Annotated in this window: 25 protein-coding genes; 11 read left to right on the top strand and 14 right to left on the bottom strand. The window is 63.9% G+C overall.

The window, feature by feature from the left end:
* Nucleotides 1–93: 93 nt before the first annotated feature.
* From smc to ACSQ84_RS15900, 5 genes are all read right to left on the bottom strand, one after another.
* Nucleotides 94–3,558, bottom strand: a complete 3,465-nt coding sequence (gene smc, locus ACSQ84_RS15880; protein WP_436212625.1) for a chromosome segregation protein SMC — start codon at nt 3,556–3,558, stop codon at nt 94–96.
* Nucleotides 3,559–3,836: 278 nt separating this feature from the next.
* Nucleotides 3,837–4,493 carry a DsbA family protein gene (locus ACSQ84_RS15885; RefSeq protein ID WP_436212626.1) on the bottom strand — a complete coding sequence of 219 codons (657 nt, stop codon included), beginning with the start codon at nt 4,491–4,493 and terminating at the stop codon, nt 3,837–3,839.
* Nucleotides 4,494–4,609: 116 nt separating this feature from the next.
* Nucleotides 4,610–5,089: a DUF721 domain-containing protein gene (locus tag ACSQ84_RS15890; protein ID WP_436212627.1), complete on the bottom strand. Its 480-nt coding sequence runs from the start codon at nt 5,087–5,089 to the stop codon at nt 4,610–4,612.
* Between the two features lie 40 nt (nt 5,090–5,129).
* Nucleotides 5,130–5,450: a HigA family addiction module antitoxin gene (locus ACSQ84_RS15895; protein WP_436212628.1), complete on the bottom strand. Its 321-nt coding sequence runs from the start codon at nt 5,448–5,450 to the stop codon at nt 5,130–5,132.
* Complete coding sequence (locus ACSQ84_RS15900; protein ID WP_436212629.1) at nt 5,422–5,706, bottom strand: type II toxin-antitoxin system RelE/ParE family toxin; 285 nt, start codon at nt 5,704–5,706, stop codon at nt 5,422–5,424. The genes ACSQ84_RS15895 and ACSQ84_RS15900 overlap by 29 nt, the downstream gene beginning before the upstream one ends.
* Nucleotides 5,707–5,776: 70 nt before the next feature.
* Between ACSQ84_RS15900 and mutY the strand changes: the two genes are divergently transcribed.
* Both mutY and ACSQ84_RS15910 read left to right on the top strand, forming a co-directional pair.
* Nucleotides 5,777–6,919: an A/G-specific adenine glycosylase gene (gene mutY / locus ACSQ84_RS15905; protein ID WP_436212630.1), complete on the top strand. Its 1,143-nt coding sequence runs from the start codon at nt 5,777–5,779 to the stop codon at nt 6,917–6,919.
* 51 nt (nt 6,920–6,970) lie between these two features.
* Nucleotides 6,971–7,390, top strand: coding sequence for a PaaI family thioesterase (locus ACSQ84_RS15910; protein ID WP_436212631.1), 420 nt, complete (start codon nt 6,971–6,973; stop codon nt 7,388–7,390).
* Nucleotides 7,391–7,544: 154 nt separating this feature from the next.
* On the opposite strand, the gene ACSQ84_RS15915 is transcribed toward ACSQ84_RS15910, so the two are convergent.
* Together ACSQ84_RS15915 and ACSQ84_RS15920 are read right to left on the bottom strand one after the other, a co-directional pair.
* Nucleotides 7,545–8,810: a flavin-dependent oxidoreductase gene (locus ACSQ84_RS15915; protein ID WP_436212632.1), complete on the bottom strand. Its 1,266-nt coding sequence runs from the start codon at nt 8,808–8,810 to the stop codon at nt 7,545–7,547.
* A 90-nt stretch (nt 8,811–8,900) separates the two neighbouring features.
* Nucleotides 8,901–9,275: a nuclear transport factor 2 family protein gene (locus ACSQ84_RS15920; protein ID WP_436212633.1), complete on the bottom strand. Its 375-nt coding sequence runs from the start codon at nt 9,273–9,275 to the stop codon at nt 8,901–8,903.
* Nucleotides 9,276–9,386: 111 nt separating this feature from the next.
* Here ACSQ84_RS15920 and ACSQ84_RS15925 point away from each other — a divergent pair, with 111 nt between their 5' ends.
* From ACSQ84_RS15925 to ACSQ84_RS15935, 3 genes are all read left to right on the top strand, one after another.
* Nucleotides 9,387–10,211 carry a helix-turn-helix domain-containing protein gene (locus ACSQ84_RS15925; protein ID WP_436212634.1) on the top strand — a complete coding sequence of 275 codons (825 nt, stop codon included), beginning with the start codon at nt 9,387–9,389 and terminating at the stop codon, nt 10,209–10,211.
* Nucleotides 10,212–10,231: 20 nt separating this feature from the next.
* Nucleotides 10,232–10,708, top strand: a complete 477-nt coding sequence (locus ACSQ84_RS15930; protein WP_436212635.1) for a nuclear transport factor 2 family protein — start codon at nt 10,232–10,234, stop codon at nt 10,706–10,708.
* 80 nt (nt 10,709–10,788) lie between these two features.
* Nucleotides 10,789–11,409, top strand: a complete 621-nt coding sequence (locus ACSQ84_RS15935; protein WP_436212636.1) for a glutathione S-transferase family protein — start codon at nt 10,789–10,791, stop codon at nt 11,407–11,409.
* A gap of 141 nt (nt 11,410–11,550) precedes the next feature.
* Here ACSQ84_RS15935 and ACSQ84_RS15940 read toward each other — a convergent pair whose 3' ends face one another.
* Entirely contained in the window at nt 11,551–12,474 is a 924-nt protein-coding gene (locus ACSQ84_RS15940) for a LysR family transcriptional regulator (RefSeq protein ID WP_436213090.1), read from the bottom strand.
* A 91-nt stretch (nt 12,475–12,565) separates the two neighbouring features.
* Here ACSQ84_RS15940 and ACSQ84_RS15945 point away from each other — a divergent pair, with 91 nt between their 5' ends.
* Genes ACSQ84_RS15945 through ACSQ84_RS15955 form a run of 3 tightly spaced genes read left to right on the top strand, consistent with a single transcriptional unit; the run spans nt 12,566 to nt 13,633 of the window.
* Complete coding sequence (locus ACSQ84_RS15945) at nt 12,566–12,988, top strand: nuclear transport factor 2 family protein (RefSeq protein ID WP_436212637.1); 423 nt, start codon at nt 12,566–12,568, stop codon at nt 12,986–12,988.
* Nucleotides 12,924–13,220: a DUF1127 domain-containing protein gene (locus ACSQ84_RS15950; RefSeq protein ID WP_436212638.1), complete on the top strand. Its 297-nt coding sequence runs from the start codon at nt 12,924–12,926 to the stop codon at nt 13,218–13,220. Before ACSQ84_RS15945 ends, ACSQ84_RS15950 begins: the two co-directional genes overlap by 65 nt.
* A 14-nt stretch (nt 13,221–13,234) precedes the next feature.
* Nucleotides 13,235–13,633 carry a RidA family protein gene (locus ACSQ84_RS15955; protein WP_436212639.1) on the top strand — a complete coding sequence of 133 codons (399 nt, stop codon included), beginning with the start codon at nt 13,235–13,237 and terminating at the stop codon, nt 13,631–13,633.
* 59 nt (nt 13,634–13,692) lie between these two features.
* On the opposite strand, the gene ACSQ84_RS15960 is transcribed toward ACSQ84_RS15955, so the two are convergent.
* The 4 genes from ACSQ84_RS15960 to ACSQ84_RS15975 all read right to left on the bottom strand — a co-directional run bounded on the left by ACSQ84_RS15960 (nt 13,693) and on the right by ACSQ84_RS15975 (nt 16,838).
* Nucleotides 13,693–14,367 carry a glutathione S-transferase family protein gene (locus ACSQ84_RS15960; RefSeq protein WP_436212640.1) on the bottom strand — a complete coding sequence of 225 codons (675 nt, stop codon included), beginning with the start codon at nt 14,365–14,367 and terminating at the stop codon, nt 13,693–13,695.
* Between the two features lie 183 nt (nt 14,368–14,550).
* Nucleotides 14,551–14,877 (bottom strand): hypothetical protein, encoded by a 327-nt coding sequence (locus tag ACSQ84_RS15965; RefSeq protein ID WP_436212641.1) that lies wholly within the window; start codon nt 14,875–14,877, stop codon nt 14,551–14,553.
* A gap of 272 nt (nt 14,878–15,149) precedes the next feature.
* Entirely contained in the window at nt 15,150–15,581 is a 432-nt protein-coding gene (locus tag ACSQ84_RS15970) for a hypothetical protein (RefSeq protein ID WP_436212642.1), read from the bottom strand.
* A 123-nt stretch (nt 15,582–15,704) separates the two neighbouring features.
* Nucleotides 15,705–16,838: a site-specific DNA-methyltransferase gene (locus ACSQ84_RS15975; RefSeq protein WP_436212643.1), complete on the bottom strand. Its 1,134-nt coding sequence runs from the start codon at nt 16,836–16,838 to the stop codon at nt 15,705–15,707.
* A gap of 381 nt (nt 16,839–17,219) precedes the next feature.
* Here ACSQ84_RS15975 and ypfJ point away from each other — a divergent pair, with 381 nt between their 5' ends.
* Both ypfJ and moaB read left to right on the top strand, forming a co-directional pair.
* The gene (gene ypfJ, locus ACSQ84_RS15980; RefSeq protein WP_436212644.1) at nt 17,220–18,161 is read left to right on the top strand and encodes a KPN_02809 family neutral zinc metallopeptidase; all 942 of its coding nucleotides are present in this window, start codon (nt 17,220–17,222) and stop codon (nt 18,159–18,161) included.
* A 177-nt stretch (nt 18,162–18,338) separates the two neighbouring features.
* Entirely contained in the window at nt 18,339–18,902 is a 564-nt protein-coding gene (gene moaB / locus ACSQ84_RS15985) for a molybdenum cofactor biosynthesis protein B (RefSeq protein WP_436212645.1), read from the top strand.
* A 116-nt stretch (nt 18,903–19,018) separates the two neighbouring features.
* Here the strand turns inward: moaB and ACSQ84_RS15990 are convergent, their stop codons facing one another.
* Nucleotides 19,019–19,948 carry a bifunctional helix-turn-helix transcriptional regulator/GNAT family N-acetyltransferase gene (locus ACSQ84_RS15990; protein ID WP_436212646.1) on the bottom strand — a complete coding sequence of 310 codons (930 nt, stop codon included), beginning with the start codon at nt 19,946–19,948 and terminating at the stop codon, nt 19,019–19,021.
* Nucleotides 19,949–20,070: 122 nt separating this feature from the next.
* Nucleotides 20,071–20,643: a glycosyltransferase gene (locus tag ACSQ84_RS15995; RefSeq protein ID WP_436212647.1), complete on the bottom strand. Its 573-nt coding sequence runs from the start codon at nt 20,641–20,643 to the stop codon at nt 20,071–20,073.
* Nucleotides 20,644–20,800: 157 nt separating this feature from the next.
* On the opposite strand from ACSQ84_RS15995, the gene ACSQ84_RS16000 reads away from it, so the two are divergent.
* A complete protein-coding gene (locus tag ACSQ84_RS16000) occupies nt 20,801–21,979 on the top strand; it encodes a PA0069 family radical SAM protein (RefSeq protein WP_436212648.1) in 1,179 nt (392 codons plus the stop codon).
* Nucleotides 21,980–22,082: the final 103 nt, after the last annotated feature.

A 22,082-nucleotide genomic window follows, 5' to 3' on the forward strand; every position in this document is an offset into this window, starting at 1 on the left:
ATTCCGTGAGGGCGGTGGGTCACACCAGCGGCGCGGCGTACTGGATCATCCGCCTCCGCGGATGATGACGTCAACGGGGTCGAGTGAGAGATCTCACGCCACGTGCTGGTCGAGGATTTTCACGGCATCGTCGAGGCCGACCGAGACCAGTTGCGAGACGCCGCGCTCGGCCATGGTGACGCCGAACAGCCGGTTCATCCGCGCCATCGTGATCGGATTATGGGTGATGATGATGAAGCGGGTCTCGGTCGACGACGTCATTTCGTGCAGGAGGTTGCAGAACCGCTCCACATTGTGGTCGTCGAGCGGCGCGTCGACTTCGTCGAGCACGCAGATCGGCGACGGGTTGGTGAGGAACACCGCGAAGATCAGCGCCAGCGCGGTCAGCGCCTGCTCGCCGCCCGAGAGCAGCGACAGCGTCTGCGGCTTCTTGCCGGGCGGTTTGGCGATGATTTCGAGACCGGCTTCCAGCGGATCGTCGCTTTCGATCAGGTGCAATGCGGCTTCGCCGCCGCCGAACAATTCGGTGAACAGCCGCTTGAAGTGTTCGTTGACGGTCTCGAACGAGGTCAGGAGCCGCTCGCGCGCCTCCTTGTTGAGGCTCTGGATGCCCTGGCGCAGCCGCTTGATGGCTTCCACGAGGTCGTCGCGTTCGGTGGCCAGTGCCGTGTGCTGGGTCTCGACTTCGCGCAGCTCTTCCTCGGCGCGCAGGTTGACCGCGCCAAGCCGCTCGCGGTCGCGGCGCAGCTTTTCGAGGTTTTCCTCGATCTCGGCGAGCGGCGGCAATTCCGCGCCCGGCTCGATCTCGGCCAGCGCAGCCACGGCGTGCGGCTCGACTTCGAGCATGTCGTGGATTTCGCGTTCGATGTCGGAAAGACGACGCTTGGTGCCGTCCATGCGCTCCTCGGCACGGGCGCAAGCCTCGCGGGCGCTGGAGAGCGCTTCCAGCGACGCCTTGGCCTCGCGGTCGGTCTCCGCCATCACGCTCTCGGCCGCCGCCAGCGCGTCGGCGGCGACGCGGCGGGCGCTTTCGGCGGATTCGATTTCGTTGATCAGCGCGCGGCGCCTCTCGGCGAACAGCGCCGGCGCGTTATCGAGTTCGGCGCGCTCGGCGGTTACTTCGGTGACGCGGGCCTCGATGGTGGAAACCTGCGAGGCGGCGCTTTGCTTGCGGTTCTGCCATTCGGTGCGCTCGGCGAGGATCGCCTGAACGCGGCGGTCGGCAAGTTCAGCCTCGCGCGCCAGCGCCTGCGCTTCGGCACGCACCTGCGCGGCGAAGCGGCGATGGCCCTCGATGTCGGTGCGAACGGCGGAAAGTTTGGTTTCGGTCTCGAGGCTCGGCGGCAATTCAGAAAGCACCGCATGGGCGTTCTCATGCGCGGCCTCGGCCTCGGCGCGGTCGGCCGCCAGGCGGCTGTGGGCCTCCGTCAGCGCCGATTTACGGGCGGCGTGGCGGTTGATCTCGCGCTCGGTCGCGGCATGGCGTTCGCGTGCGGCATCGGCTTCGCGCTGCGCGGCGCGCCAGGCGTCACGGGCGGCGGACTCGGCGCCCGACGCCACCTTCAGCTCTCGCTCGGCGTCTTCCAGCGCCTGGCGCTTGGCGGCGGCGTCAACGCGGGCCTGCTCCAGTTCGTGTTCGATATCGACCAGCCGGGCGCGTTCGGCCAGCCGCCGCGCGGCGCCGGTCGGGGCATGGGCAGCAGCGACAAAACCGTCCCAGCGCCAGACGTCGCCTTCCAGCGACACCAGCCGCTGGCCGGTCTTGAGTTGCGACACCAGTTCCGCGCCGCGCTCCTTGGCGACGACGCCGATCTGCGCCAGGCGCCGCGACAGCTCGGATGGCGCTTCGACGTGGACGGCCAGCGCTTCGACGCCCGCGGGCAACGCCGGATCGTCGAAGGTTGCACCCGCATTGGTCCAGCGCATCGGCGCGGAGGGATCGATCGGGGCGTCGAGGTCGTCGCCGAGCACGGCGCCCAGCGCTTTCTCATAGCCCTTGGTCACGGTGACGCCGTCGATGATCGGCGGCCACAGGTTTTTGGTCTCGCCATTGACCAGTTTCGAGATCGTGCGCGCTTCGGTCTCTAGGCGTTGCACGCGCTTGTCGGCTTCCACCAGCGGCGAACGTGAGGCTTCCAGCCGTGCACGCGCGGCGACGTGACCCTCTTCGTTGGCCTGTGCGGCGGCCTCCGATGCCGCCAGCGTTTCCTGGGCGGTCTCCATCGCGCCCGCAAGCGCATCGATGTCGCCGAGATTGCCGGTTTCCTGCGCGAGCCTGGTTTCCTCGGCCTGGACGTTGGCGATTTCCTGGTCGAGCCGCGCCAGCCGGTCGCGATGGGTGCGCACGCCGGCCTCGAGCTGGTTGCGCTTGGCGGTGAGGTCGGCCAGCACCGTCGTCAGTTCCGAGAACATGCGCTCGGCTTCGGCAAGCGTCGCTTCCGCCTCCGACACGCGTTCATCGACGCCGCTGCGCTTTTCGATGCGCGACTTGATCTCTTCCTTGATTTCGGAATCTTCGGTGTCGAGGCGCAGCAAGGCGACTTCGGCATCCGACGTCTGCTGCTGTTCGCGCGCGATGTCGGCGGTAAACTGGGTCAGGCGCCGGTCGAGTTCGGCGACACGCTCCTTCGCGCGCTCTTCCTCGCGGTCGAGCAGCTCGCGCGCATTGGTGAGGCGCTGCAGTCCGGCGGCGGCGCGGGCTTCGCCCTCGCGCAGCGCCGGCAGTTCGGAGGCGCGGATCGCCTGAATGCGCGCCGCCTCGGCCTGTTCGCGGGTCCGTTCAGCCATCTCGCGAACGTTGAGGTCGTAGGTGCGGGCGGCCTCCGCCACGTCGGTATTGGCTTCCAGCCAACGCAGATGGAACAGCGTGGCCTCGGCCTTGCGCACTTTGGCGGCGACTTCGCGGAACCGGATCGCCTGCCGCGCCTGCTTCTTCAGGCCATCGACCTGACCGGCGAGTTGGCCGATCACGTCCTCGACGCGGGTGAGGTTGGTCTCGGCCGCCCGCAGCCGCAATTCGGCTTCATGACGCCGGGCGTGCAGCCCGGCGACGCCGGCGGCGTCTTCCAGCACGCGGCGGCGCTGTTCCGGTTTGGCCTGAATGATCTCGCCGATCTTGCCCTGGTGGACCAGCGCCGGCGAACGCGCGCCGGTGGCGGCATCGGCAAACAGGATCTGCACGTCACGGGCGCGCACGTCGCGGCCGTTGATGCGGTAGACCGAGCCGGCTTCGCGCTCGATGCGGCGCGAGATTTCCAGAATCTCGCGGTCGTTCATCGCGGCCGGCGCCGAACGGTCGGCATTGTCGATCGTCATCACGACTTCGGCGTGGTTGCGCGCCGGACGGTTGCCGGAACCGGCGAAGATCACCGCATCCATGTCGGCGGCGCGCAGCGATTTGTGCGAGGTCTCGCCCATCGCCCAGCGCAGCGCCTCGACCAGATTGGATTTGCCGCAGCCGTTCGGTCCGACCACGCCGGTCAGGCCCGGCTCGATCATGAAGTCGGTGGGTTCAACGAACGACTTGAAGCCGTGAAGGCGAAGGCGCGTGAGTTTCATGAACACGATTCTCTGTTGGCAGGGCGCGAATCTCCCTGCCGTGACAATACCATGGAAGGCAATGTCGGTGTGTGGACGAGTCGCGCGATGCGCCTCTTATAGCCTGCGACAATGGCGAGGCCGGGGCCGAAGGGCAACGCCCGGATCAGGCTTTTCCCAAGGGTTTTGCGAAGGTTTTGAGACGCGCTTTTGTCGAGGCTTTGCGAGGCTTGCGGGACCGTATAAATCCGGTGCGCGAATCAGGTTTTCAACAGGATTTCACGCGCCGGGCGCACCGATCAGCTCTTCAACATCGCATTGATGCGCTTGCTGAACTCTTCGAAGCTCTGCTCGCCCTTGAGCATCTCGCCATTGATGAAGAAGGTCGGCGTCGCCTGTACCTTCAGCACATCGGCGGCGAATTTCTGGTCGGCGGCGATCTTGTCGAGCAGCTTCTGGTCCCTGAGACAATCTTCCACCGCCGCTTGCGAGAGGCCTGCCTGCTTGCCGATCCGGATCAGCGTCTCGGTGGTGTTCTTCAATACCCAGTCGTTCTGCTGCTTGAACAGGAGGTCGACGACCGCGAAATATTTCGGCGCGTCGTCCTTGGCGATGCAGCGCGCCAGCATCGATCCGGCGGCGGCCTTGATGTCGAGCGGGAATTCGCGGAACACGAACCGGATCTTGCCGCTGTCGATGAATTCCGCCTTGAGCTTCGGGAACACATGCTCGGTGAACGCCGCGCAATGCGAGCAGGTCATCGAGGCGTACTCGGTGACGGTCACCGAGGCGTTCGCCGGGCCGAGCGCCATGTCCGGCAGCGACTGCGGCTTGGCGACGTCGGCAGCGCCTTGCGCCAGCGCGTCATTGATCAGCCGCAGCGGCGAGAAGCCGGCGAGGGCGGCAAGCCCGGTCAGCGAAAGGGCGGCGGTGAAGGCGCGGCGCGTGATGATCAAGGTCAGCTCCCGATTGGCGCGTTCACGCCTGAAGAAGTACGAAAAACGTGCCTTCGCGTAGCTTGAAACGATAATTGTGGCAATGGCAGGTGCCTCTGGTCAGGCGCGCGGCAGGCTCAATTTCGCTTGATCGAGGCCCCCAGCCGCGCCAGCGCGGCACGCAATTCGTCATCTTCCACCGACGACAGCGTTTTGGCGACCTCGGCCACCGCCTTCGGGTCCGGCGCGCGGGACGGTTTTGGCCGATCCCGGCGCGACAGCGGCGCCTGCCGCAGCGCCAGCCGCCCGACCGCGCTCCAGCCGAAGAAGCGGTTGACCCGCTCCAGGATCACGTCGGAGGAGTGCTGGATTTCCAGCGCCATCGGACCCTCGACCCGCAGGATCAGCGTGGCCGGTTCCTGCGGCTGGCCCTCGACCGGCCGCGGCCATTGCATCTTCAACGGCTCGGAATGGGCCGCGATCTCCCGCCCCGCAATCTCGGCCCAGCGCGTCACCAGCTCGCGCGCGGCGAACCCCTGCTTGGCATAGGCGTCGGAAAACACGTCGCCGAGCAGGACGGAAAGCGGTTTTGCCGAGATGGGGCCGGGTTTTGCCATGCGGGCTTATAGCATCACTGCCGGGCAGCCGCAGCCCGTATCATGCTGCGCGGGGGCGGATCGCCTTGAGGTCACGGTCGATCTCCCGTCGCCGCTGCATCAAATCGTAGTCCATCTGCAGCCCCAGGAAGAACCCCTCCGACATTCCGAAATAGCGCGCAAGCCGGAGGTCGGTGTCGGCGGTGATGTCCCTTTTGCCCAACACGATCTCGTTGATGCGGCGGGGGGCGACGTGGACGGCGCGTGCCAACCCGTTCTGGCTCAAAGCCATCGGCTTGAGGAACTCTTCGAGCAAGATTTCGCCAGGGTGCGGGTTGCGAAGCAGGCCGCTCCTAGTCGTGATAGTCGACGATTTCGACATGCGTCGGTCCTCCTTCATCCCAAACAAAGCATATCCGCCATTGATCATTGATGCGGATCGAGTGCTGTCCTTGTCGATCCGCTCTCAGCGCCTCAAGACGGTTCCCCGGCGGCACCCGCAGATCGCCGAGTACGCGGGCCTGATTCAAAAGACGAAGTTTCCTCAGCGCGACGTTCTGGATATCCGGCGGCAATTTTCGGCTCCGCCGCCCGGACCAGATTAATTCCGTCTCGGAATCGGCGAAGCCCTGAATCATAACCAACTATAACGCAGCGCGTTATAGCTTTCAATCTGGTCATGGAGCGATTCCGGTTCTAAAATGAGTCGTGCCCCCATTGCGCGCCATCAAGCATGCGAAACAGACCGGCGCCGAAAGTGCGGCCGGTCGTCCCGCGCTGTTGCTCGACTGGTACGACCGGCATCGCCGCGTGCTGCCGTGGCGGCCGCCGGCGGGCGAGCGCGCGGACCCGTACCGGGTCTGGCTGTCGGAGATCATGCTGCAGCAGACCGGCGTAAAAACGGTCGGGCCGTATTTCCTGAAGTTTCTTGCGCGCTGGCCCGATGTCGCAGCGCTTGGCCGCGCTTCGCTCGACGACGTGCTGCGGATGTGGGCCGGGCTCGGCTATTATTCGCGGGCGCGCAACCTGCACGCCTGCGCGGTGGCGGTGTTGCGCGACCATGGCGGGGTGTTTCCGGATACCGAAGAAGGTCTGCGCACGCTGCCGGGGATCGGCCCCTACACGGCGGCGGCGATCTCGGCGATTGCGTTCGACCGCCACACCATGCCGGTCGACGGCAATATCGAGCGCGTGGTGTCGCGGCTGTTCGCGGTCGAGGAGCCGCTGCCGCAGGCCAAGCCGCTGATCCAGCAATTGGCGGCGACGTTGCTGGCATCTTCTCGCGCCGGCGACGAGAAGTCTCGCGCCGGCGATAGCGCGCAGGCGCTGATGGATCTGGGCTCCTCGATCTGCACGCCGAAGAAGCCGGCATGTGCGCTGTGTCCCCTGAATGACGATTGCGTGGCACGGACGCGCGGCGACCAGGAGACCTTTCCGCGCAAGGCGCCGAAGAAATCGGGAACACTGCGCCGGGGGGCGGCCTTCATCGTCACGCGCGGCGATGAATTGCTGGTTCGCACGCGCGCGGAAAAAGGTCTGCTCGGCGGCATGACCGAAGTGCCGGGCTCGGACTGGCTCGCCGGACAGGACGACAAGGCGGCCTTGGCGCAGGCGCCAGCGCTCAAGGGGATCGCAAAGTGGCATCGCAAGGCGGGCGTGGTGACGCATGTCTTTACGCATTTTCCGCTGGAGCTGGTGGTCTATACCGCCAGCGTCGCCGCACGGACGCGCGCACCGGAGGGAGCGCGCTGGGTACCGATTGCGACGCTCGCCGGGGAAGCCTTGCCCAATGTGATGCGCAAGGCGATCGCGCACGGGCTCAATCTCCAGGAACCGGCGCTTGTCTGCTGACACCATGCTGGCAGCAGGCCTCCACTAGAACGATGCGATCAGGAGGATTTCATGATCGCAACCGCGCTCGACCACTTCACGCCCCCGCCATCCTCAAAGCTGCTTGGCTGGCATCTCATCGATGCGCGCCCCGAGCAAGGCTGGATCCGGATCGGCTTCGACGGCAAGAAGGATTTCTGCAATCCGGCCGGCTTCGTTCAGGGCGGCATTCTCTCGGCGATGCTGGACGACACCATGGGCCCGGCGGTGTTCGTGATGACCGACGGAAAGCTCTACACCGCGACCGTCACCATGACCGTGAATTTCCTAATCCCGGCCAAGCCGGGCCCGATCGTTGGTGAAGCCAACGTCACCCAGCTCGGCAAGACCATCGCCTTTGTCGAGGGCAGGCTGATGGCCGAGGACGGCCGCGTGCTGGCGACGGCCACGACCAGCGCGCGGCTGGTGGAGACGGCGAAGGCTATTCGGTGACGCTGGCCGTGCTGAATGATCCCCGTCATCCTGAGGTGCGAGCGCAGCGAGCCTCGAAGGATGAATCGGCCACAGACGGGCCGTCGTCCTTCGAGACGCGCGCAAGAGCGTGCTCCTCAGGATGACGGAGATGAAGATCGCTAGCCCGCAACGCCTACCGCCCAAGCTGCACGATCGGCGGCTTGGCGTTGAGGCCTTCGACCTGAAAACCGGCGACGCGCTTGTAGTTGGCGGCGATGTCTTCCAGCTCTTGCAGCGAGAGCACGTCGGTGACGACCTTGTAACCTGCCGGTGCGCGCTCCTCGACCATCTGCATCACCTGCTCGGGTCCATTGCGCCGGTTCAGCATCACAAGATCGGTAGTCGCGGGCCGGCGTTCGGCCTCATAGGCGACAAGTGCCGCGTTGGTCGGGCCGTGTGCCAGAATTTCACGCGTGATCACACGGGCATCCAGAATCGCCTGCGAGGCGCCGTTGGAGCCGATCGGGTACATCGGATGCGCGGCATCGCCCATCAGCGTGGTCCGGCCAAAAGTCCATTGCGGGATCGGATCGCGGTCGACCAGCGGATATTCGTAGGCATGCGGGCAGTTTTCGATCAGGCCGGGCACGTCGAGCCAGTCGAATTTCCAGTCCTTAAACCAGGGCAGGAATTCGTTGAGGTCGGCGGTCCGGTTATAATCCTCGCGCCGCCACTGATAGGTCGGCGGCATGTGGCGCTCCGCCACCCAGTTGATGTCAAATTTGCCTGATGCGTCGGCTTCCCTGGTGATGGGATAGCAGACGAATTTCAGGATCTCGTGGCCGGCCATGATCATGGTGCGGCCGGACAGGAACGCGTCCGATTTGGTGATGCCGCGCCACAGGATGCGGCCGTTCCAGATCGGCGAGCCCTCCTGCGGATAAAGCTTTTCGCGGATCGCTGAATGGATGCCGTCGGCCGCGATCAGCAACACGCCGTCATGGTGGCCGGCAGATTTGCCGGTTGCCTTGTCGATGAATTCGGCGCGCACGCCGCGATTCGTGTCGGTCCAGCCGGTCAGATGATGGCTGGTGAGGATATTCTCTTTTCCCAGCCGTTCGGTTGCGGCATCGAGCAGGATCTGCTGCAGGGTGCCGCGGTGGATCGAGAATTGTGGCCATTTGTATCCGGCTTCGACGCCGCGCGGCTCGCTCCAGATCGGTTTGCCGTGCTTGGAAAAATACGCCAGTTCCCTGGTGCGGACGGCGGCCGCATCGAGCCGGTCGTGCAGGCCGAGGTCGATCAATTCGCGCACTGCATGCGGCAGCACGTTGATACCGACGCCGAGCGGCCGGAGCTCCGGCACGCTTTCAAAGACGCGCGCGGGAATGCCGATCTGGTGCAGGCTGAGCGCCAGCGTCAGCCCGCCGATGCCGCCGCCGGCGATGAGTACGGTCATGTCTACGCCCCCATTACATCCGGGGCGTCATGACATGAGGGGCGGCAGGGGGCAACTGCGAAAACCCGGCTGATATCCTGCCCCCAACGCTTAACGCAGTGCAGGCGGTGCGCCGAAGAAGCCGATGATCCTGACCAGCCGGCCGTCCGGCCCGACCTCGCCAAAATCGATCGAGACGTCGCCGCAGCTGCCGTCCGCGCGCACCAGACGCCAGAGGGCGCGGAACACGTTGTGGTGGACATCGATGCGGCTCATGAACTCCAGCCGTACGCCGGGCCGCGCGGCCTGCCACGCGGCGATGTGGCGGGCGAGTTCGTCCCGTCCCACCAGCGAAGCCCTGGGATCGAGATAGACGCCGCCATCGCTCCAGCATTGGTCAAGCAGCGTCTGCCGGGTTGCAGCGTCCGGCTCGTTCCATGCCGCCATGTACTGCGTAACGATTTTTGTGATTGCGTTGTCGTCCACGAACGCCCTCCGCACGATCAAATCTTTCCCCAATTCTCGCACCGAGCTGTCGGCTTGTCACTTACATCGGAGGTAATTGCCGTTCTGACCTGATGGTCTAGATTGCGGCACATGAGCATGCCCAAACAGGAGTCCCAGGATACCGCGGCCGGGCATTTCAGCAGCCTGCTGAAGCATTGGCGCAGCGTGCGCCGCCTCACCCAGATCGAACTGGCTGTCGATGCCAATGTGTCGGCGCGGCATGTCTGCTTTCTGGAAACCGGCCGGTCGCAGCCGAGCCGCGAGATGGTGCAGTTGCTCGGCAGCGCGCTCGATCTGCCGCTGGAAGAACGCAATGCCCTGCATGTCGCGGCGGGCTTCGTGCCGCCCTATGGCGACAAGGGACTGGCGGCGGACAATCTGCAGCCGGTACAGCAGGCGCTGGATTTCATGCTGCGGCAGCAGGAGCCGTATCCGGGCATCGTGGTCGACGGGCACTGGGACGTGCGCATGCGCAATCAGGGATCCGCGCGCCTGCTCAGGCCATTTCGCGATTCATACGCGATGGCATCAGGCATTGCCGACAACGCCATGCATGTCGTTTTCCATCCAAAAGGCCTGCGGCAGTTCATCGTGAACTGGGACGAATTCGCGGGCCAGATGATCCAGATACTGCATCGCGACGTCGCGCAAGGCAGCCGCGCGGCCGCCGGGCTGTTCGACGAGATCATGGCCTATCCTGGGCTGCCGGCCGAGTGGCGGCTTCCGCGCCAATCGCAGGCCACCTCGCCCGTCATGATCATGCACCTCGCCAAGGGCGATTTCCGTCTCGCATTCTTTTCCACCTTCACGACGCTCGCGATGCCGACGGACGCGGCGCTGCAGCAGATCAAGATCGAATGCTTTTTTCCGGCTGACGATGCCACCGCGGAGATGGCGCGCCAGATGGCGCTTTGACAAAACCTGAGGAGATCAACATGCAGCCTGCACCACGTAGCGATCGACCGGCCGGGACGATGGACGAATTGCGCGCGTTGAACGCCCGCTTCATCCATAATTTCATCACCAACGACGTGCCGTCGCACGACGCCATCCTGCACCCCGCTTTCATCAGCATCTGGCCCACGGGCCAGCGCTGGGACCGCGCGACCTACCTGAAATACTGGGCGACTGCGTTCAATCCGAAACTGATCCCATACTGGGACGTCCGCGATGAACTCATCACCGTGATCGGCGATGTGGCGCTGGTCCGTTCCACCAACAAGGCCACCCGCCGCCGCGACGGAAACGAAGTGACTGGGATGACCATGTACACCGACACCTATCTGTTCGAGAACGGTGCGTGGAAGTGCATTCAGGCCCAGATCCAGGCGGTGGCGCCCGAGTATTATCCGCCCGATGACACCATCGTCAGCGTCTATATCGACGGAAAGCTGCAGCCGCGGGCCGCCTGATCGCGGATCGCGCCAGCGCGCCTGGGATGGACGGCGAGAGAGCTTGGCGTTAACCTCCGGCCTTCCCCGTGAGGTCCAACATGCTCAAACTCTATTATGCCCCCGGCACCTGCGCGCTCGCCTCGCATATCACGCTGGCCGAGGCCGGCGCTGACTACACCACCGAGCGGATCGACTTCAAGATCAACCAGCAGAACAGCCCGGAATATCTCGCCATCAATCCCAAGGCGCGGGTGCCGTCGCTGGTCACCGACCGCGGCATCCTGACCGAGACCCCGGCGATGCTGGCCTTCATCGCGCAGAGTTTTCCGAAAGCAAAACTGGCGCCGATCGAGGACGCCTATGCGTTTGCGCAGGTGCAGTCGATCAACAGTTATTTGTGTTCGACCGTGCATGTCGCGCATGCCCACAAGGGGCGCGGCTATCGCTGGGCGACCGAGGAATCCTCCTTCGCCGACATGAAGCGGATGATCCCGAAGAGCGTCGGCGCCACCTTTGCGCTGATCGAGCGCGACATGCTCCGGGGGCCGTGGGTGATGGGCGAGACCTACACGATCTGCGATCCCTATCTGTTTACGCTTTCGGGATGGCTCGAAGGCGACGGTGTCGACATGGCGGCCCTGCCGAAGGTCGCCGATCACCGCAAGCGGATGGCGGATCGCCCGGCGGTGCAAAAGGCGCTGGCGGAAGAGAAGGGTTGAAAAAATCGGTGTCGTCCCTGCGAAAGCAGGGACCCATACTCCGCGGCCTCTCGGGTTAGGTCGTGTCAGACGACTTCCTTTAAAACAAACGCCGCGGCGTATGGGTCCCTGCTTTCGCAGGGACGACCCGGATTGGGAATCCTACGCCATCTTCTTCCTCGCTAGCTCCATCTCGCGGCCGATGCCGAGCATGATGGTGCGCAGCCAGATCGAGCCGGGGTCCATCTGGGCGCGGGTCGGGTAGAACATGAACTGCTCGTCGATGCCCGGATCGAACGGCGGTGTGATAGTCATCAGCGACAATTGTTTCGACAGCGCGCCGATCAGGCGGCGCGGCACGAAGGCGACCAGATCGGTCCGCGCGGTGACGTGCAGCGCCTCGATATAGCCGGGCACGACAAGCGCGATCTTCCGTTCGATGCCCTTGGGCCGCAACCAGAGGTCGATCAGGTCCTCGCTCTGGCCGCGGATCACGACGGCGACATGCCGCGCGCCAAGAAAACCGTCGCGCTTTTTCAATTTGGCGGCGGCGGGATGGCCGCGCCGCACCGCCAGCGCATCGCTGTCGGTATAGAGCCGCTGGCGGTGAAAGCCGCGGAAGGCGTCGCCGATCGAGATCACGAGATCGAGGGTGCGGGCGAATTCGGCGGTCATGATGGCAGAACTTCGCCACGGCACAACGTCGATGCGGACGTTCGGCGCCAGCCGCGTGATCTTCTCCATCAGCGGCGGCATCAAAAGTTCGACCGCCAGATCCGGCATCATCAGGCGAAAATGCCGTTCGCTGCGCGCGGCGTCGAAATCATCCGGGACGAACAGGGCGCGCACCTGATCGAGCGCCTGCGCCAGCGGCCCGCGCAACGCCTGCGCGCGCGGCGTCAGCTCCATGCGGGCGCCGTTGCGCACCAGAAGCGGGTCGCCGATCAGGTCGCGCAGCCGCTGCAGCGCGTGGCTGGCGGCCGGCTGCGACAGCCCGATCCGCATCGCCGCCCGGCTGACATTGGCTTCCAGCAGCAGCGCGTCGAGTGCGACCAATAGATTGAGGTCAAGCGATTTCAAATTCATCAAATGAATATATATCATATTCTCTATCGATTGGAAGAATGCGGCCCCGCGCGCGATGGTCTGAAACATCAGATCACAGGAGAAGCCGCCCATGAGCGCCGCCGCCAACAAGAAACTGATGGAAACAATCTTCGCCGCCGTTGCCGCCGGTGATCGGACTTCTTTCGCCGATGCCCTGGCCGACGATGTCAGCATGACTGTCACGGGGCAGTACTCGTGGTCGCAGACCTTTCACGGCAAGGAATCGGTGCTTCGTGATCTCCACGGCTATGTCTCTTCCCTCTTGAAGCATCGCCGCACCGTTCCGTTTCGGTTCATCGCCGACGACGAATGGGTCGTGGTGGAAGCGCGGGGCGATATGGTGACCCACGCTGGAGAGCGCTACGACAATCATTATTGCCTGATCTACGGGATCAAGGACGGCAAGATCCGCGAAATCCGCGAGTACAATGACTCGGCCCTGTGCGAGCGCGTGCTGGGACCGTTTCCGCAGGAGCGGAAGCTTGCGGGCTGACGCGTTGAGCCGTGTTTGCGCCGGCGACCGGTATCACCGCCGGCGAGCGCGAGCGCTGCCGGGTTCGACGCGCGCCGTCATCGCGGCTATCATCGCTCTCGTCCGGGTGTGGCGGGAGCGCCGCCGTGCCCGGCGTCAACTCTCCGTCATGAGCGCGCGCGAGTTGGAGGACATCGGACTCTGCCGGCCCGAGATTGACTACGAGTTCGGCAAGCCGTTCTGGCGGAAATAAAAAGGGAGATCGAGATGAGCAAGGAAATCTTCAGCCCGGCGACGCTGCCGCCGCCGGTCGGCTATTCGCATGTCGCGAAGGTCACGGGCACGCTGGTCTATGTTGCGGGTCAGGTGTCGAGCGACGCGTCGGGGCAGCTGGTCGGCGAGGGCAATCTGGAGGCGCAGGCCGAGCAGGTGTTCAAGAATCTTAAGCTCGCGATCGAGGCGGCCGGCGGCACCATGGCCGACATCGTCAAGATGAACGTCTATCTGGTCGCCGAAGTCGATCAGGCCGAGGTCCCGAAATTCCGTGCGGTCCGCGACCGCTACATCAATACGGCAAATCCGCCGGCGAGCACGCTGGTGGTGGTCAGCCGCCTGGCGCGGCCGGGCTGGCTGATTGAGATCGAGGTGGTGGCGGCGATCGACTAACGCGTGAGGCGAAAACGGCGCCCGCGAAGGGCGCCGTTTTAAATGATTGGTGCACCCGATCAGGCCGCCCGCACCGCGAGATGCTTGAACATGTTGCGGCGGGCCTCGTCGTCCATTTCCGCCTTGAACTTGAACTTGTCCTTCAGTGCGATCGCCTTGGCCGCCGCGGGGCGGGCGGAAATTTCGTCCACCAGCCGCTTGACGTTGGGATATTTCGCAAAGCCGTCCTCGCCCAGGATCAGCGGGATCATGCGGGCCCAGCCCCACACCGCCATGTCGACGATGCTGTAGCTGTCGCCGACCATAAAGCGGCGCTTGGCCAGATGCTCGTCGAGAATGGCGAAATGCCGCTGCGCCTCGAACTGGTAGCGGTTGTGGGCGTAGTCGATCTTCTCCGGCGCGAAGTGCTTGAAGTGGACGGCCTGGCCGCTGTAGGGGCCGACGCCGGTGGCGACGAACATCAGCCAGGACAGCAACTCGGCACGGTTGGCGGGGAGAAACTTGCCGGTCTTTTCCGCCAGATAAAGCAGGATGGCGTTGCTATCGAACACCTTGACGCCGTCGTCGTCGATCGCCGGCACCTTGGCATTCGGATTGATGACGAGGTATTCCGGCTTGAACTGGTCGCCGGCGCGGGTGTCGACGGCCACTGGCTCAAAGGCGATGCCGGCTTCCTCGAGGAACAGCGCGATCTTGGTCGGGTTGGGCGATCCGTTGAAATAGAACTTGAGCATTTTGGAAAACTCCTTTGCTTCTTGCCTGCCAGGAAACCTGGTTGCGAACCGGCGCGGGTGATCGTACCGCAACGCGGCACGTCCATGCTCAAATTTTTGGAAGGAGCGCAACCGACGAGTTCGTGAGGCAGCAGGCGGCTCGGCAGAGACGCTCACCGCCCTGACCAGCCGGGGTAGAAGCGATTAGCCGAGGTAGAAAAACCCCACCAGGCCCACCACGATCAATCCCGCACCCGCCAAATCCACGATGGCCGAGAAGCGGATCGCCGAATGCAGGTTCGACGCCTGAACCATCCGTTCGGACTGGCGCGCATAGCCGTGGACGATGATCTGCTGGTTGAAGTCGCTGTTGGCTTCCAGCCGCTCGGTCAGGCCGACGCAAATCAGGAGCACGCCGAGGATGACGAAGCCGGCAAAGCCCAGCAAGGTGAATAGCAGGATCGGGGGCACGCCGATCAGGAAGATCGGCAGCAGGGGCAACAGCAGTAACGAATCGGATTGGGAGCGCATCGGACAGCTCGCAGTGGCCGCAAATGACGGCCTGTATGGGCCTGAGTATACAGCCAATATAGCAACGAATCAGGGCCAAAGGAGATGCGACAGTCTGCTTAAATCACAGGGCTGCCATCTCGCGGGTTGCGGCGCCTTGGCCATGTTGAAGGCAGGATGAAAAAAGCCGCAGCGGCGGGTTAACCGGCCACCATCCCGGAGCGGATCTCGGCGCGCAGTTTGTCGATGGCGGGTGGCCTGTTCGTTGCCAAACCTGGAAGGCTGGTCGTCGGCTACGCCCTCCAGAGCCGTTGAAGGCCCTCAATCAACTTAACGAGAAGAATAGCAAGCAGGATCAGTCCTGCGATCGCGAACGCGACCATGTCAAAAATCATAGTGAGAAAGCCGAGCGCGTCGCCTTTTTGCTGTGCCATCGAGTTGACGCCTGACCAAAAGTATTCCCAGACGTGGAACATTCGCCAAACGAAAAACATCAGAATGGGCATCGCGAGAACTGCCAGAACTTTGCAGGCCTTCCTGGCGGCGAAGAGAATAGCAAAGGGCGACAGGAAAACAGCGTAGTTTACAAGAAAGAGACTCTGATACCGATCTCGTGTGTAGACCTGATATTCCGTGCCGATGAGAGTCAGCAGATGCGCTATCGACAAAGCGACCGCGGCTGCGACACAGCGCTTCTCGACTTCGTCTTCGCTCAGCACGGTCATGTCGTCGACGGCTTTCTCGCCTGATCCATTTCGCGCCTGTTGTGGGGCACGCAAGGAGCCTATCAACGAACGCGCGTCAACGCGATGTGCCGGCTTGTCTCAACCTGAAGGTCCTCGAAAAGCTCAGCCCACCGCCATCCCGGAGCGGATCTCGGCGCGCAGTTCGTCGATCAGCCTGAGGCCCTTCTTGGTCTCGACGTGCCAGAAGGTCCAGCCGTTGCAGGCGCCGGAGCCCTGGGCCACCGCGCCGATGCGGTGGATCGAGCCGACCTTGTCGCCGAGCATGATGGCGCCGTCGGCGCGGACCAAGGCGCCGTGGCGCTTCTTGGAATCGACCAGTTTGGTGCCGGGCAAAATCATGCCGCGCTCGATCAGTTCGGAAAACGCCACGCGGGGCGCGTCGCGCGCGGTCATGAACGGCGCCAGCGTCGCCTCGGGCAGCGGTTCGATCGCCGCGATGCGGGCTTCGGCCGCGGCCGCATAGGTCTTGTCGCGCTCGAAGCCGATGTAGCGGCGGCCGAGGCGTTTGGCCACGGCGCCGGTCGTGCCGGTGCCGTTGAAGGGATCGATCACGAGATCGCCGGGTTTTGACGACGACAGCAGCACGCGCGCCAGCAGGCCCTCGGGCTTCTGGGTCGGATGCACTTTCTTGCCGTCTTCGCCCTTGAGGCGCTCGTCGCCGGTGCAAAGCGGGATCAGCCAGTCGGAACGCGCCTGCACGTCCTCGTTGGCGGCCTTCAGGGCTTCATAGTTGAAAGTATAACCCTTGGCCTTTTCGTCGCGCGCCGCCCAGATCATGGTTTCGTGGGCGTTGGTAAAACGCCGGCCGCGGAAATTCGGCATCGGATTGGTCTTGCGCCAGACGATGTCGTTGAGAACCCAGAAGCCGAGGTCCTGCATCATGGCGCCGACGCGGAAAATGTTGTGGTAGGAGCCGATCACCCACAGCGTCGCCGACGGTTTCATGACGCGGCGGCAGGCCAAGAGCCAGGCGCGGGTGAAATCGTCATAGGCGGCGAACGATGAGAACTTGTCCCACTCGTCGTTGACGGCGTCGACATGGGATTCGTCGGGGCGCTTGAGATCGCCCTTGAGCTGCAGATTATACGGCGGATCTGCGAACACCAGATCGACGGAGCCTGCCGGAAGCTTCGACATCTCGGCGACGCAATCGCCTACGACGATACGAACATCCGACGGGGACTCGAATTTAGTGCGGGGCGCCCTTGCAGACGCCCCGCGACGCGACTCAACCATGACTCAATTACTCTGACTCAGGCGACGCTGTCGGCGACGCGGGACTAAACAACCGACTGGCGATACATTGACCGGGCAAAGTAAAAATCGACTTAATCGGTATTGCTACTCAGACAGATTTGCCGAGATCAAATTGGCGCTTATGCGCGCCAAAGTGTTTTTCAGCGGGGCCTGTCCCGCACTTGATGCGGGATGGATACCGGTTCGCGTCGAGAAAACGCGTCAAATTAAGAATCCAGCGTCCCGTTACGATTCAATCGGAGCGGAAACGCCGCTAGGCAATAATTGCCGGGCAGGTTATTGATTAATGGATTGAGAATTTTTACGTCTGTGCAGCGTTGGGTATCCAAGGGCAATCCGCCGGGATGAGGAATTTGCGCCATGCGTTACGATGACTTCCGCCGCAGCGACGAGATCGAAGACCGTCGCGACAGCGGCGGCGGAATGGGAGGCGGCGGTGGCGGCTTCGGCATTCCGATGGGCGGTGGCGGGCTCGGCATCGGCACCATCATCGTGCTCGGCCTCGTCGGTTACGCGTTCGGCATCGATCCGCGCATCCTGATCGGCGGCGCGGAAATCCTCACCGGCGGTCACCAGCAGGCGCCGACCTACCAGACCGATCGCAGGCCGGGCGGCCCGGCCCCGACAGGCGCGCCCAAGGACGAGATGGGCAGCATGATCGCCGGCGTGCTCGGCGAGATCGACGATCGCTGGAACGAGATCTTCCAGGCGGACGGGCGATCCTACAAGGGACCGCGCATCGTGCTGTTCCGCAACGCCACCAATGGCGGGCGCTGCGGCATGGCGCAGTCGGCGATGGGCCCGTTCTATTGTCCGCCGGACCGCCAGATATTCCTCGACACCGCCTTCTTCCGCGATGTCGAGACCAAGTTTCGCGGCTGTTCGGGCAGCACCTGCAAATTCACCACCGCCTATATCATCGCGCATGAGGCCGGCCATCACATCCAGAATTTGCTCGGCATCCTGCCGCGCGTGCAGCGGTTGCAGGAGCAGGCCGGCAGCAAGGCGGAAGCCAACGCGCTGCAGGTCAAGGTCGAGTTGCAGGCGGATTGCCTGTCCGGCGTCTGGGTCAACCGCGAGGAAAAGAAACGTCCGGGCTTCGTCGAACCCGGCGACATCGACGCCGCGCTGGCCACCGCCACCGCGATCGGCGACGACACGCTGCAGCGAAACGCAGGGCGCAGGGTAGTGCCCGACTCATTCACCCACGGCTCCGCGGCGCAGCGCAAGCATTGGTTCATGACCGGTTACAAGCAGGGCACGGTGCAGGCCTGCAATACCTTTGCCGCGGGGGCGCTGTGAGACAAAGGTCTATCCGTCATCCTGAGGTGCGAGCGCTTGCGAGCCTCGAAGGATGACTGGCACGGTGCCGGTGGCCCATCCTTCGAGGCGCGCAAGAGCGCGCACCTCACGAGTGAACGCAAGTGCGTTCATCCGGGGATGACGTCGAAGTCTGGGAAGAGCCTGGGTTAGGTAAGCATGTCCTCCATCGATGAAACCAAACAATTCGTCCCGCTCAACATCGCCGTGCTGACGATCTCCGACACGCGCGCGCTGGCCGACGACAAATCGGGGGCGACGCTGGCGGAGCGGCTGGTTGCCGCCGGCCATCATCTGGCGGCGCGCGAGATCATCGTCGACGATGTCGATGCGATCCGCGTCATCATCCGCCGGTGGATCGCCGATCCCGGGGTCGATGCCATCATCACGACAGGCGGCACCGGTTTCACCGGGCGCGACGTCACGCCGGAGGCGGTCGAGCCGTTGTTCGAAAAGCGGATGGATGGTTTCTCGATCGCCTTCCACATGCTGAGCTACGCCAAGATCGGCGCCTCCACGGTGCAGAGCCGCGCCACCGCCGGCGTTGCAGGGGCGACCTTCATCTTCTGCCTGCCGGGCTCGCCCGGCGCCTGCCGCGACGGCTGGGACGGCATCCTCGCCCACCAGCTCGATTACCGCACGCGGCCCTGCAATTTCGTCGAGATCATGCCGCGGCTCGACGAGCACCTGCGCCGCCCGAAGGCCAAGGGCGCGTCGGTTTAGTAGCCTCTCCTCCGTCATTCCGGGGCGCGCGCAGCGCGAACCCGGAATCTCGAGATTCCCCGATGCGCAATTGCGCATCTTCGGTCTGGTCTTTCGGACCATCCCGGAATGACGATTCACAACTCCAGCTCCCACGTCTCGCCGACGAGATCGACGCCAAAGCTGTGGTGCGGCTCTTCCTTGACGCGCCGGAAGCCTGCAGCCTGATAGATTCCGCGCGCGGCGACCAGAATGCTCTGCGTCCACAGCGTCATCTGCTTGTAGCCTTTCTCGCGCGCAGAGCGGATGCACTGCTCGACGAGCGCGCGGCCGACGCCGAGCCCGCGCGCCTTTTTCTCGACCAGCAGCAGCCGCAGCTTTGCGACGTCAGCGCTGCCCTTCACCAGGAAGATCGAGCCGAGCGGCTCACCGTCCGCTTCCGCAATCCAGCAATGCTCGCGTGACGGGTCGTAGTTCCTGATGAACTGCGCGCAGATCTCGGCGACCAGCGCCTCGTAGCTGATGTCCCAGCCATATTCCGCGGCATAAGCTTTTGCCTGGCTCGAGATCACCCAGCCGATGTCACCGGGGCGATGGCTGCGCAGGAGAAACGCCGCGGGTTTCTGCACGGGTGGCTCCAGCGTCTGTTCGATGGTCGTCATGGCGTTCACCACGGCGGCGCGCTTGATATCGTCGAGCGAGGCGAGCAGGCTTCCGACCTCTTCGTGCGAAAGGCGCTCGAGTTCGGCCTGGGCGGTGCGGCCGCTTGGGGTCAGCGAGAGCTCATTGATGCGCCGGTCGTGCTTTGCGGCATTTCGCGTCACGATCTGACGCCGCTGCAGGGTCTGCAGGGTACGGCTGACGAAGCCAGGATCGAGGCCGAGATCACGGGTGAGGTCAGTGGCTGTGCAGGCCGGGCGATGCCTGATCTCGTAGAGGATGCGGGCTTCTTGCAGGGTGAAAGGGCTGTGCAGCAGCTTCGGCTCGAGCACGCCGAGTTTGCGGGTATAGAAGCGGTTGAAGGCGCGAACCGCCGCGATCGCTTGGTCGGAATCATTTTGGGACATGGCACACCTTAATATTTGCCATTGTCAAACAGTTATTTGACTTTGGCAAGTATATGCCCGCCCGAACTGGGCCTGCTCTATCTTGCATGGGGTTGTTTTCGCAATTTTTGGTCTGGAGGCGCCTAGGCGACCACCATGATCCGGCTGCGCAGCATGGTGCGGGAGCGGCGGCCGAGCTGGCGCAGCAGCCGGGCTTCGGAGCGGCGGACATCCGGCCGGTAGCCGCCGAGCCGGTTATAATGATCGTGCGCAATGAGAAGGCCCTGTTCCGCCGAGGGCCCCGTGATCAGGCGGGCGACGAATTTGAGGCCATCGCGGAAGCCGGCATCTGAGTAAGGCGAGCGGGCATAGCGGAAGATCCCGGCGCGGGGCCGGCCGCTGCTCGATACGCCCTGGATGAATTGCGCGGTCTCTTCGATCCAGCCCGAATCGAGCACCGCGCCGGCGTGCAGGAACATCAGCCAGGGCGAGCGCGCCTGGCGGGCGCCGGCGGCCAGCGCCGCCGCACGGCTGCCCTCGAAGGGCAGAAAGCGGCAGCCTGCGACATCGGCCACCCGTTCGATCACGCCGCTCGCGGTGCGATCGACCAGCACCACCTCGCGGATCAAGCCGGAGGCGGCGCCCGGCACAAGCGCCGCCAGCGTTGCGACGGCGGGCTGCTCGACGCCTTCGGTCGGGATGATCACGCTCAGCATGATGAGACTTCGTTGGCTCAAACGGTGAAAAACGCTGAACTGTTATCACCTTGTCACATTCAAAACAGCCGCTGGCGTGCAGTTTTTTACGGCAGCGTGTTGTGGATTTTCTTTTTATCGTTCTTGATTTGTTCTCAAGGCGTGTTACGTTCCCTGCATGAGCCGAGCATCCTCTCATGCCCTCAAGCACCCGCCGGTCACGGCGCCCTCCGAACCGGCGGGTGCGACTCCTTTTCCTGAACCGACACCCTTTCCTGAACTGGCGGTCGCGATCGACCGCGAACGACGGCGTGGCCGCGGTGCCCAGTCCAACGACAGCGGCCGCTTCGAGGCCGAGGCGCGCGTCGCCTTCGACGACGGCTGGCAGAGCCTCGACGACCTCGCCCCGTTCAAGACGACGGTCGGTATCGACACCTCGCGCAAGGTCATCACCCGCAACGATTCGCCCGACATCGGTTTCGACCGCTCGATCAACCCCTATCGCGGCTGCGAGCACGGCTGCGTCTATTGTTTCGCGCGGCCGACCCACGCCTATCTCGGGCTGTCGCCCGGGCTCGATTTCGAATCGAAGCTGCTGGCCAAGCCCGATGCGCCCATGCTGCTCGAGAAGGAGCTGGCGGCTGCGGATTACGAACCGCGCATGATCGCGATCGGCACCAACACCGATCCCTATCAGCCGATCGAGCGCGAATACAAGATCATGCGCGGCATTCTCGAAGTGCTGGAGCGCGCCGGCCATCCGGTCGGCATCGTCACCAAATCGGCGCTGGTGACCCGCGACATCGACATTCTCCGGCGGATGGCAAAACGCAATCTGGTCAAGGTCGCACTGTCGGTGACGACGCTGGACCCGAAACTCGCGCGCACCATGGAGCCGCGCGCCTCGACGCCGTCAAAACGGCTGGAGGCGATACGGCAACTGGCGGAAGCCGGCGTTCCGGCCACGGTGATGGTGGCACCCGTGATCCCCGCGCTGAACGATTCGGAGATCGAGCGCATCCTCGATGCCGCGGCCCATGCCGGCGCCAAGGAAGCGAGTTACGTTTTGCTGCGGTTGCCGCTGGAAGTGCGCGATCTGTTCCGCGAATGGTTGATGGCGAATTATCCCGACCGCTATCGCCACGTTTTTACCCTGATCCGCGACATGCGCGGCGGCCGCGACTACGACTCGCAATGGGGAACCCGGATGAAGGGCACCGGGCCGATGGCCTGGATGATCGGACGCCGGTTCGAGATCGCCTGCGAGAAACTTGGGCTGAACAAGCGGCGATTGAAACTGACGACGGACCATTTCGTTAAGCCGAAGCGAAACGGGCAGCAGCTGAGTTTGTTTTAGGACAACGGGATTCTTCCGCCGTCATTGCGAGCCACCGGGTCGCGCGAATGCGCGCCCGATGACAGGCTCCGCGAAGCAATCCATACTTTATTGCGCGGATGCA

The sequence above is a fragment of the Bradyrhizobium sp. LjRoot220 genome, from assembly GCF_964252915.1.
Classification (GTDB): Bacteria; Pseudomonadota; Alphaproteobacteria; order Rhizobiales; family Xanthobacteraceae; genus Bradyrhizobium.

Coding starts and splice junctions, on each gene's coding strand:
- smc (WP_436212625.1), bottom strand. CDS start 3,558: ATGAAACTCACGCGCCTTCGCCTTCACGGCTTCAAGTCGTTCGTTGAA.
- ACSQ84_RS15890 (WP_436212627.1), bottom strand. CDS start 5,089: ATGGCAAAACCCGGCCCCATCTCGGCAAAACCGCTTTCCGTCCTGCTC.
- ACSQ84_RS15895 (WP_436212628.1), bottom strand. CDS start 5,450: ATGTCGAAATCGTCGACTATCACGACTAGGAGCGGCCTGCTTCGCAAC.
- ACSQ84_RS15900 (WP_436212629.1), bottom strand. CDS start 5,706: ATGATTCAGGGCTTCGCCGATTCCGAGACGGAATTAATCTGGTCCGGG.
- ACSQ84_RS15910 (WP_436212631.1), top strand. CDS start 6,971: ATGATCGCAACCGCGCTCGACCACTTCACGCCCCCGCCATCCTCAAAG.
- ACSQ84_RS15915 (WP_436212632.1), bottom strand. CDS start 8,810: ATGACCGTACTCATCGCCGGCGGCGGCATCGGCGGGCTGACGCTGGCG.
- ACSQ84_RS15925 (WP_436212634.1), top strand. CDS start 9,387: ATGAGCATGCCCAAACAGGAGTCCCAGGATACCGCGGCCGGGCATTTC.
- ACSQ84_RS15930 (WP_436212635.1), top strand. CDS start 10,232: ATGCAGCCTGCACCACGTAGCGATCGACCGGCCGGGACGATGGACGAA.
- ACSQ84_RS15935 (WP_436212636.1), top strand. CDS start 10,789: ATGCTCAAACTCTATTATGCCCCCGGCACCTGCGCGCTCGCCTCGCAT.
- ACSQ84_RS15940 (WP_436213090.1), bottom strand. CDS start 12,474: ATGAATTTGAAATCGCTTGACCTCAATCTATTGGTCGCACTCGACGCG.
- ACSQ84_RS15945 (WP_436212637.1), top strand. CDS start 12,566: ATGAGCGCCGCCGCCAACAAGAAACTGATGGAAACAATCTTCGCCGCC.
- ACSQ84_RS15950 (WP_436212638.1), top strand. CDS start 12,924: ATGACTCGGCCCTGTGCGAGCGCGTGCTGGGACCGTTTCCGCAGGAGC.
- ACSQ84_RS15955 (WP_436212639.1), top strand. CDS start 13,235: ATGAGCAAGGAAATCTTCAGCCCGGCGACGCTGCCGCCGCCGGTCGGC.
- ACSQ84_RS15960 (WP_436212640.1), bottom strand. CDS start 14,367: ATGCTCAAGTTCTATTTCAACGGATCGCCCAACCCGACCAAGATCGCG.
- ACSQ84_RS15965 (WP_436212641.1), bottom strand. CDS start 14,877: ATGCGCTCCCAATCCGATTCGTTACTGCTGTTGCCCCTGCTGCCGATC.
- ACSQ84_RS15970 (WP_436212642.1), bottom strand. CDS start 15,581: ATGACCGTGCTGAGCGAAGACGAAGTCGAGAAGCGCTGTGTCGCAGCC.
- ACSQ84_RS15975 (WP_436212643.1), bottom strand. CDS start 16,838: ATGGTTGAGTCGCGTCGCGGGGCGTCTGCAAGGGCGCCCCGCACTAAA.
- ypfJ (WP_436212644.1), top strand. CDS start 17,220: ATGCGTTACGATGACTTCCGCCGCAGCGACGAGATCGAAGACCGTCGC.
- moaB (WP_436212645.1), top strand. CDS start 18,339: ATGTCCTCCATCGATGAAACCAAACAATTCGTCCCGCTCAACATCGCC.
- ACSQ84_RS15990 (WP_436212646.1), bottom strand. CDS start 19,948: ATGTCCCAAAATGATTCCGACCAAGCGATCGCGGCGGTTCGCGCCTTC.
- ACSQ84_RS15995 (WP_436212647.1), bottom strand. CDS start 20,643: ATGCTGAGCGTGATCATCCCGACCGAAGGCGTCGAGCAGCCCGCCGTC.
- ACSQ84_RS16000 (WP_436212648.1), top strand. CDS start 20,801: ATGAGCCGAGCATCCTCTCATGCCCTCAAGCACCCGCCGGTCACGGCG.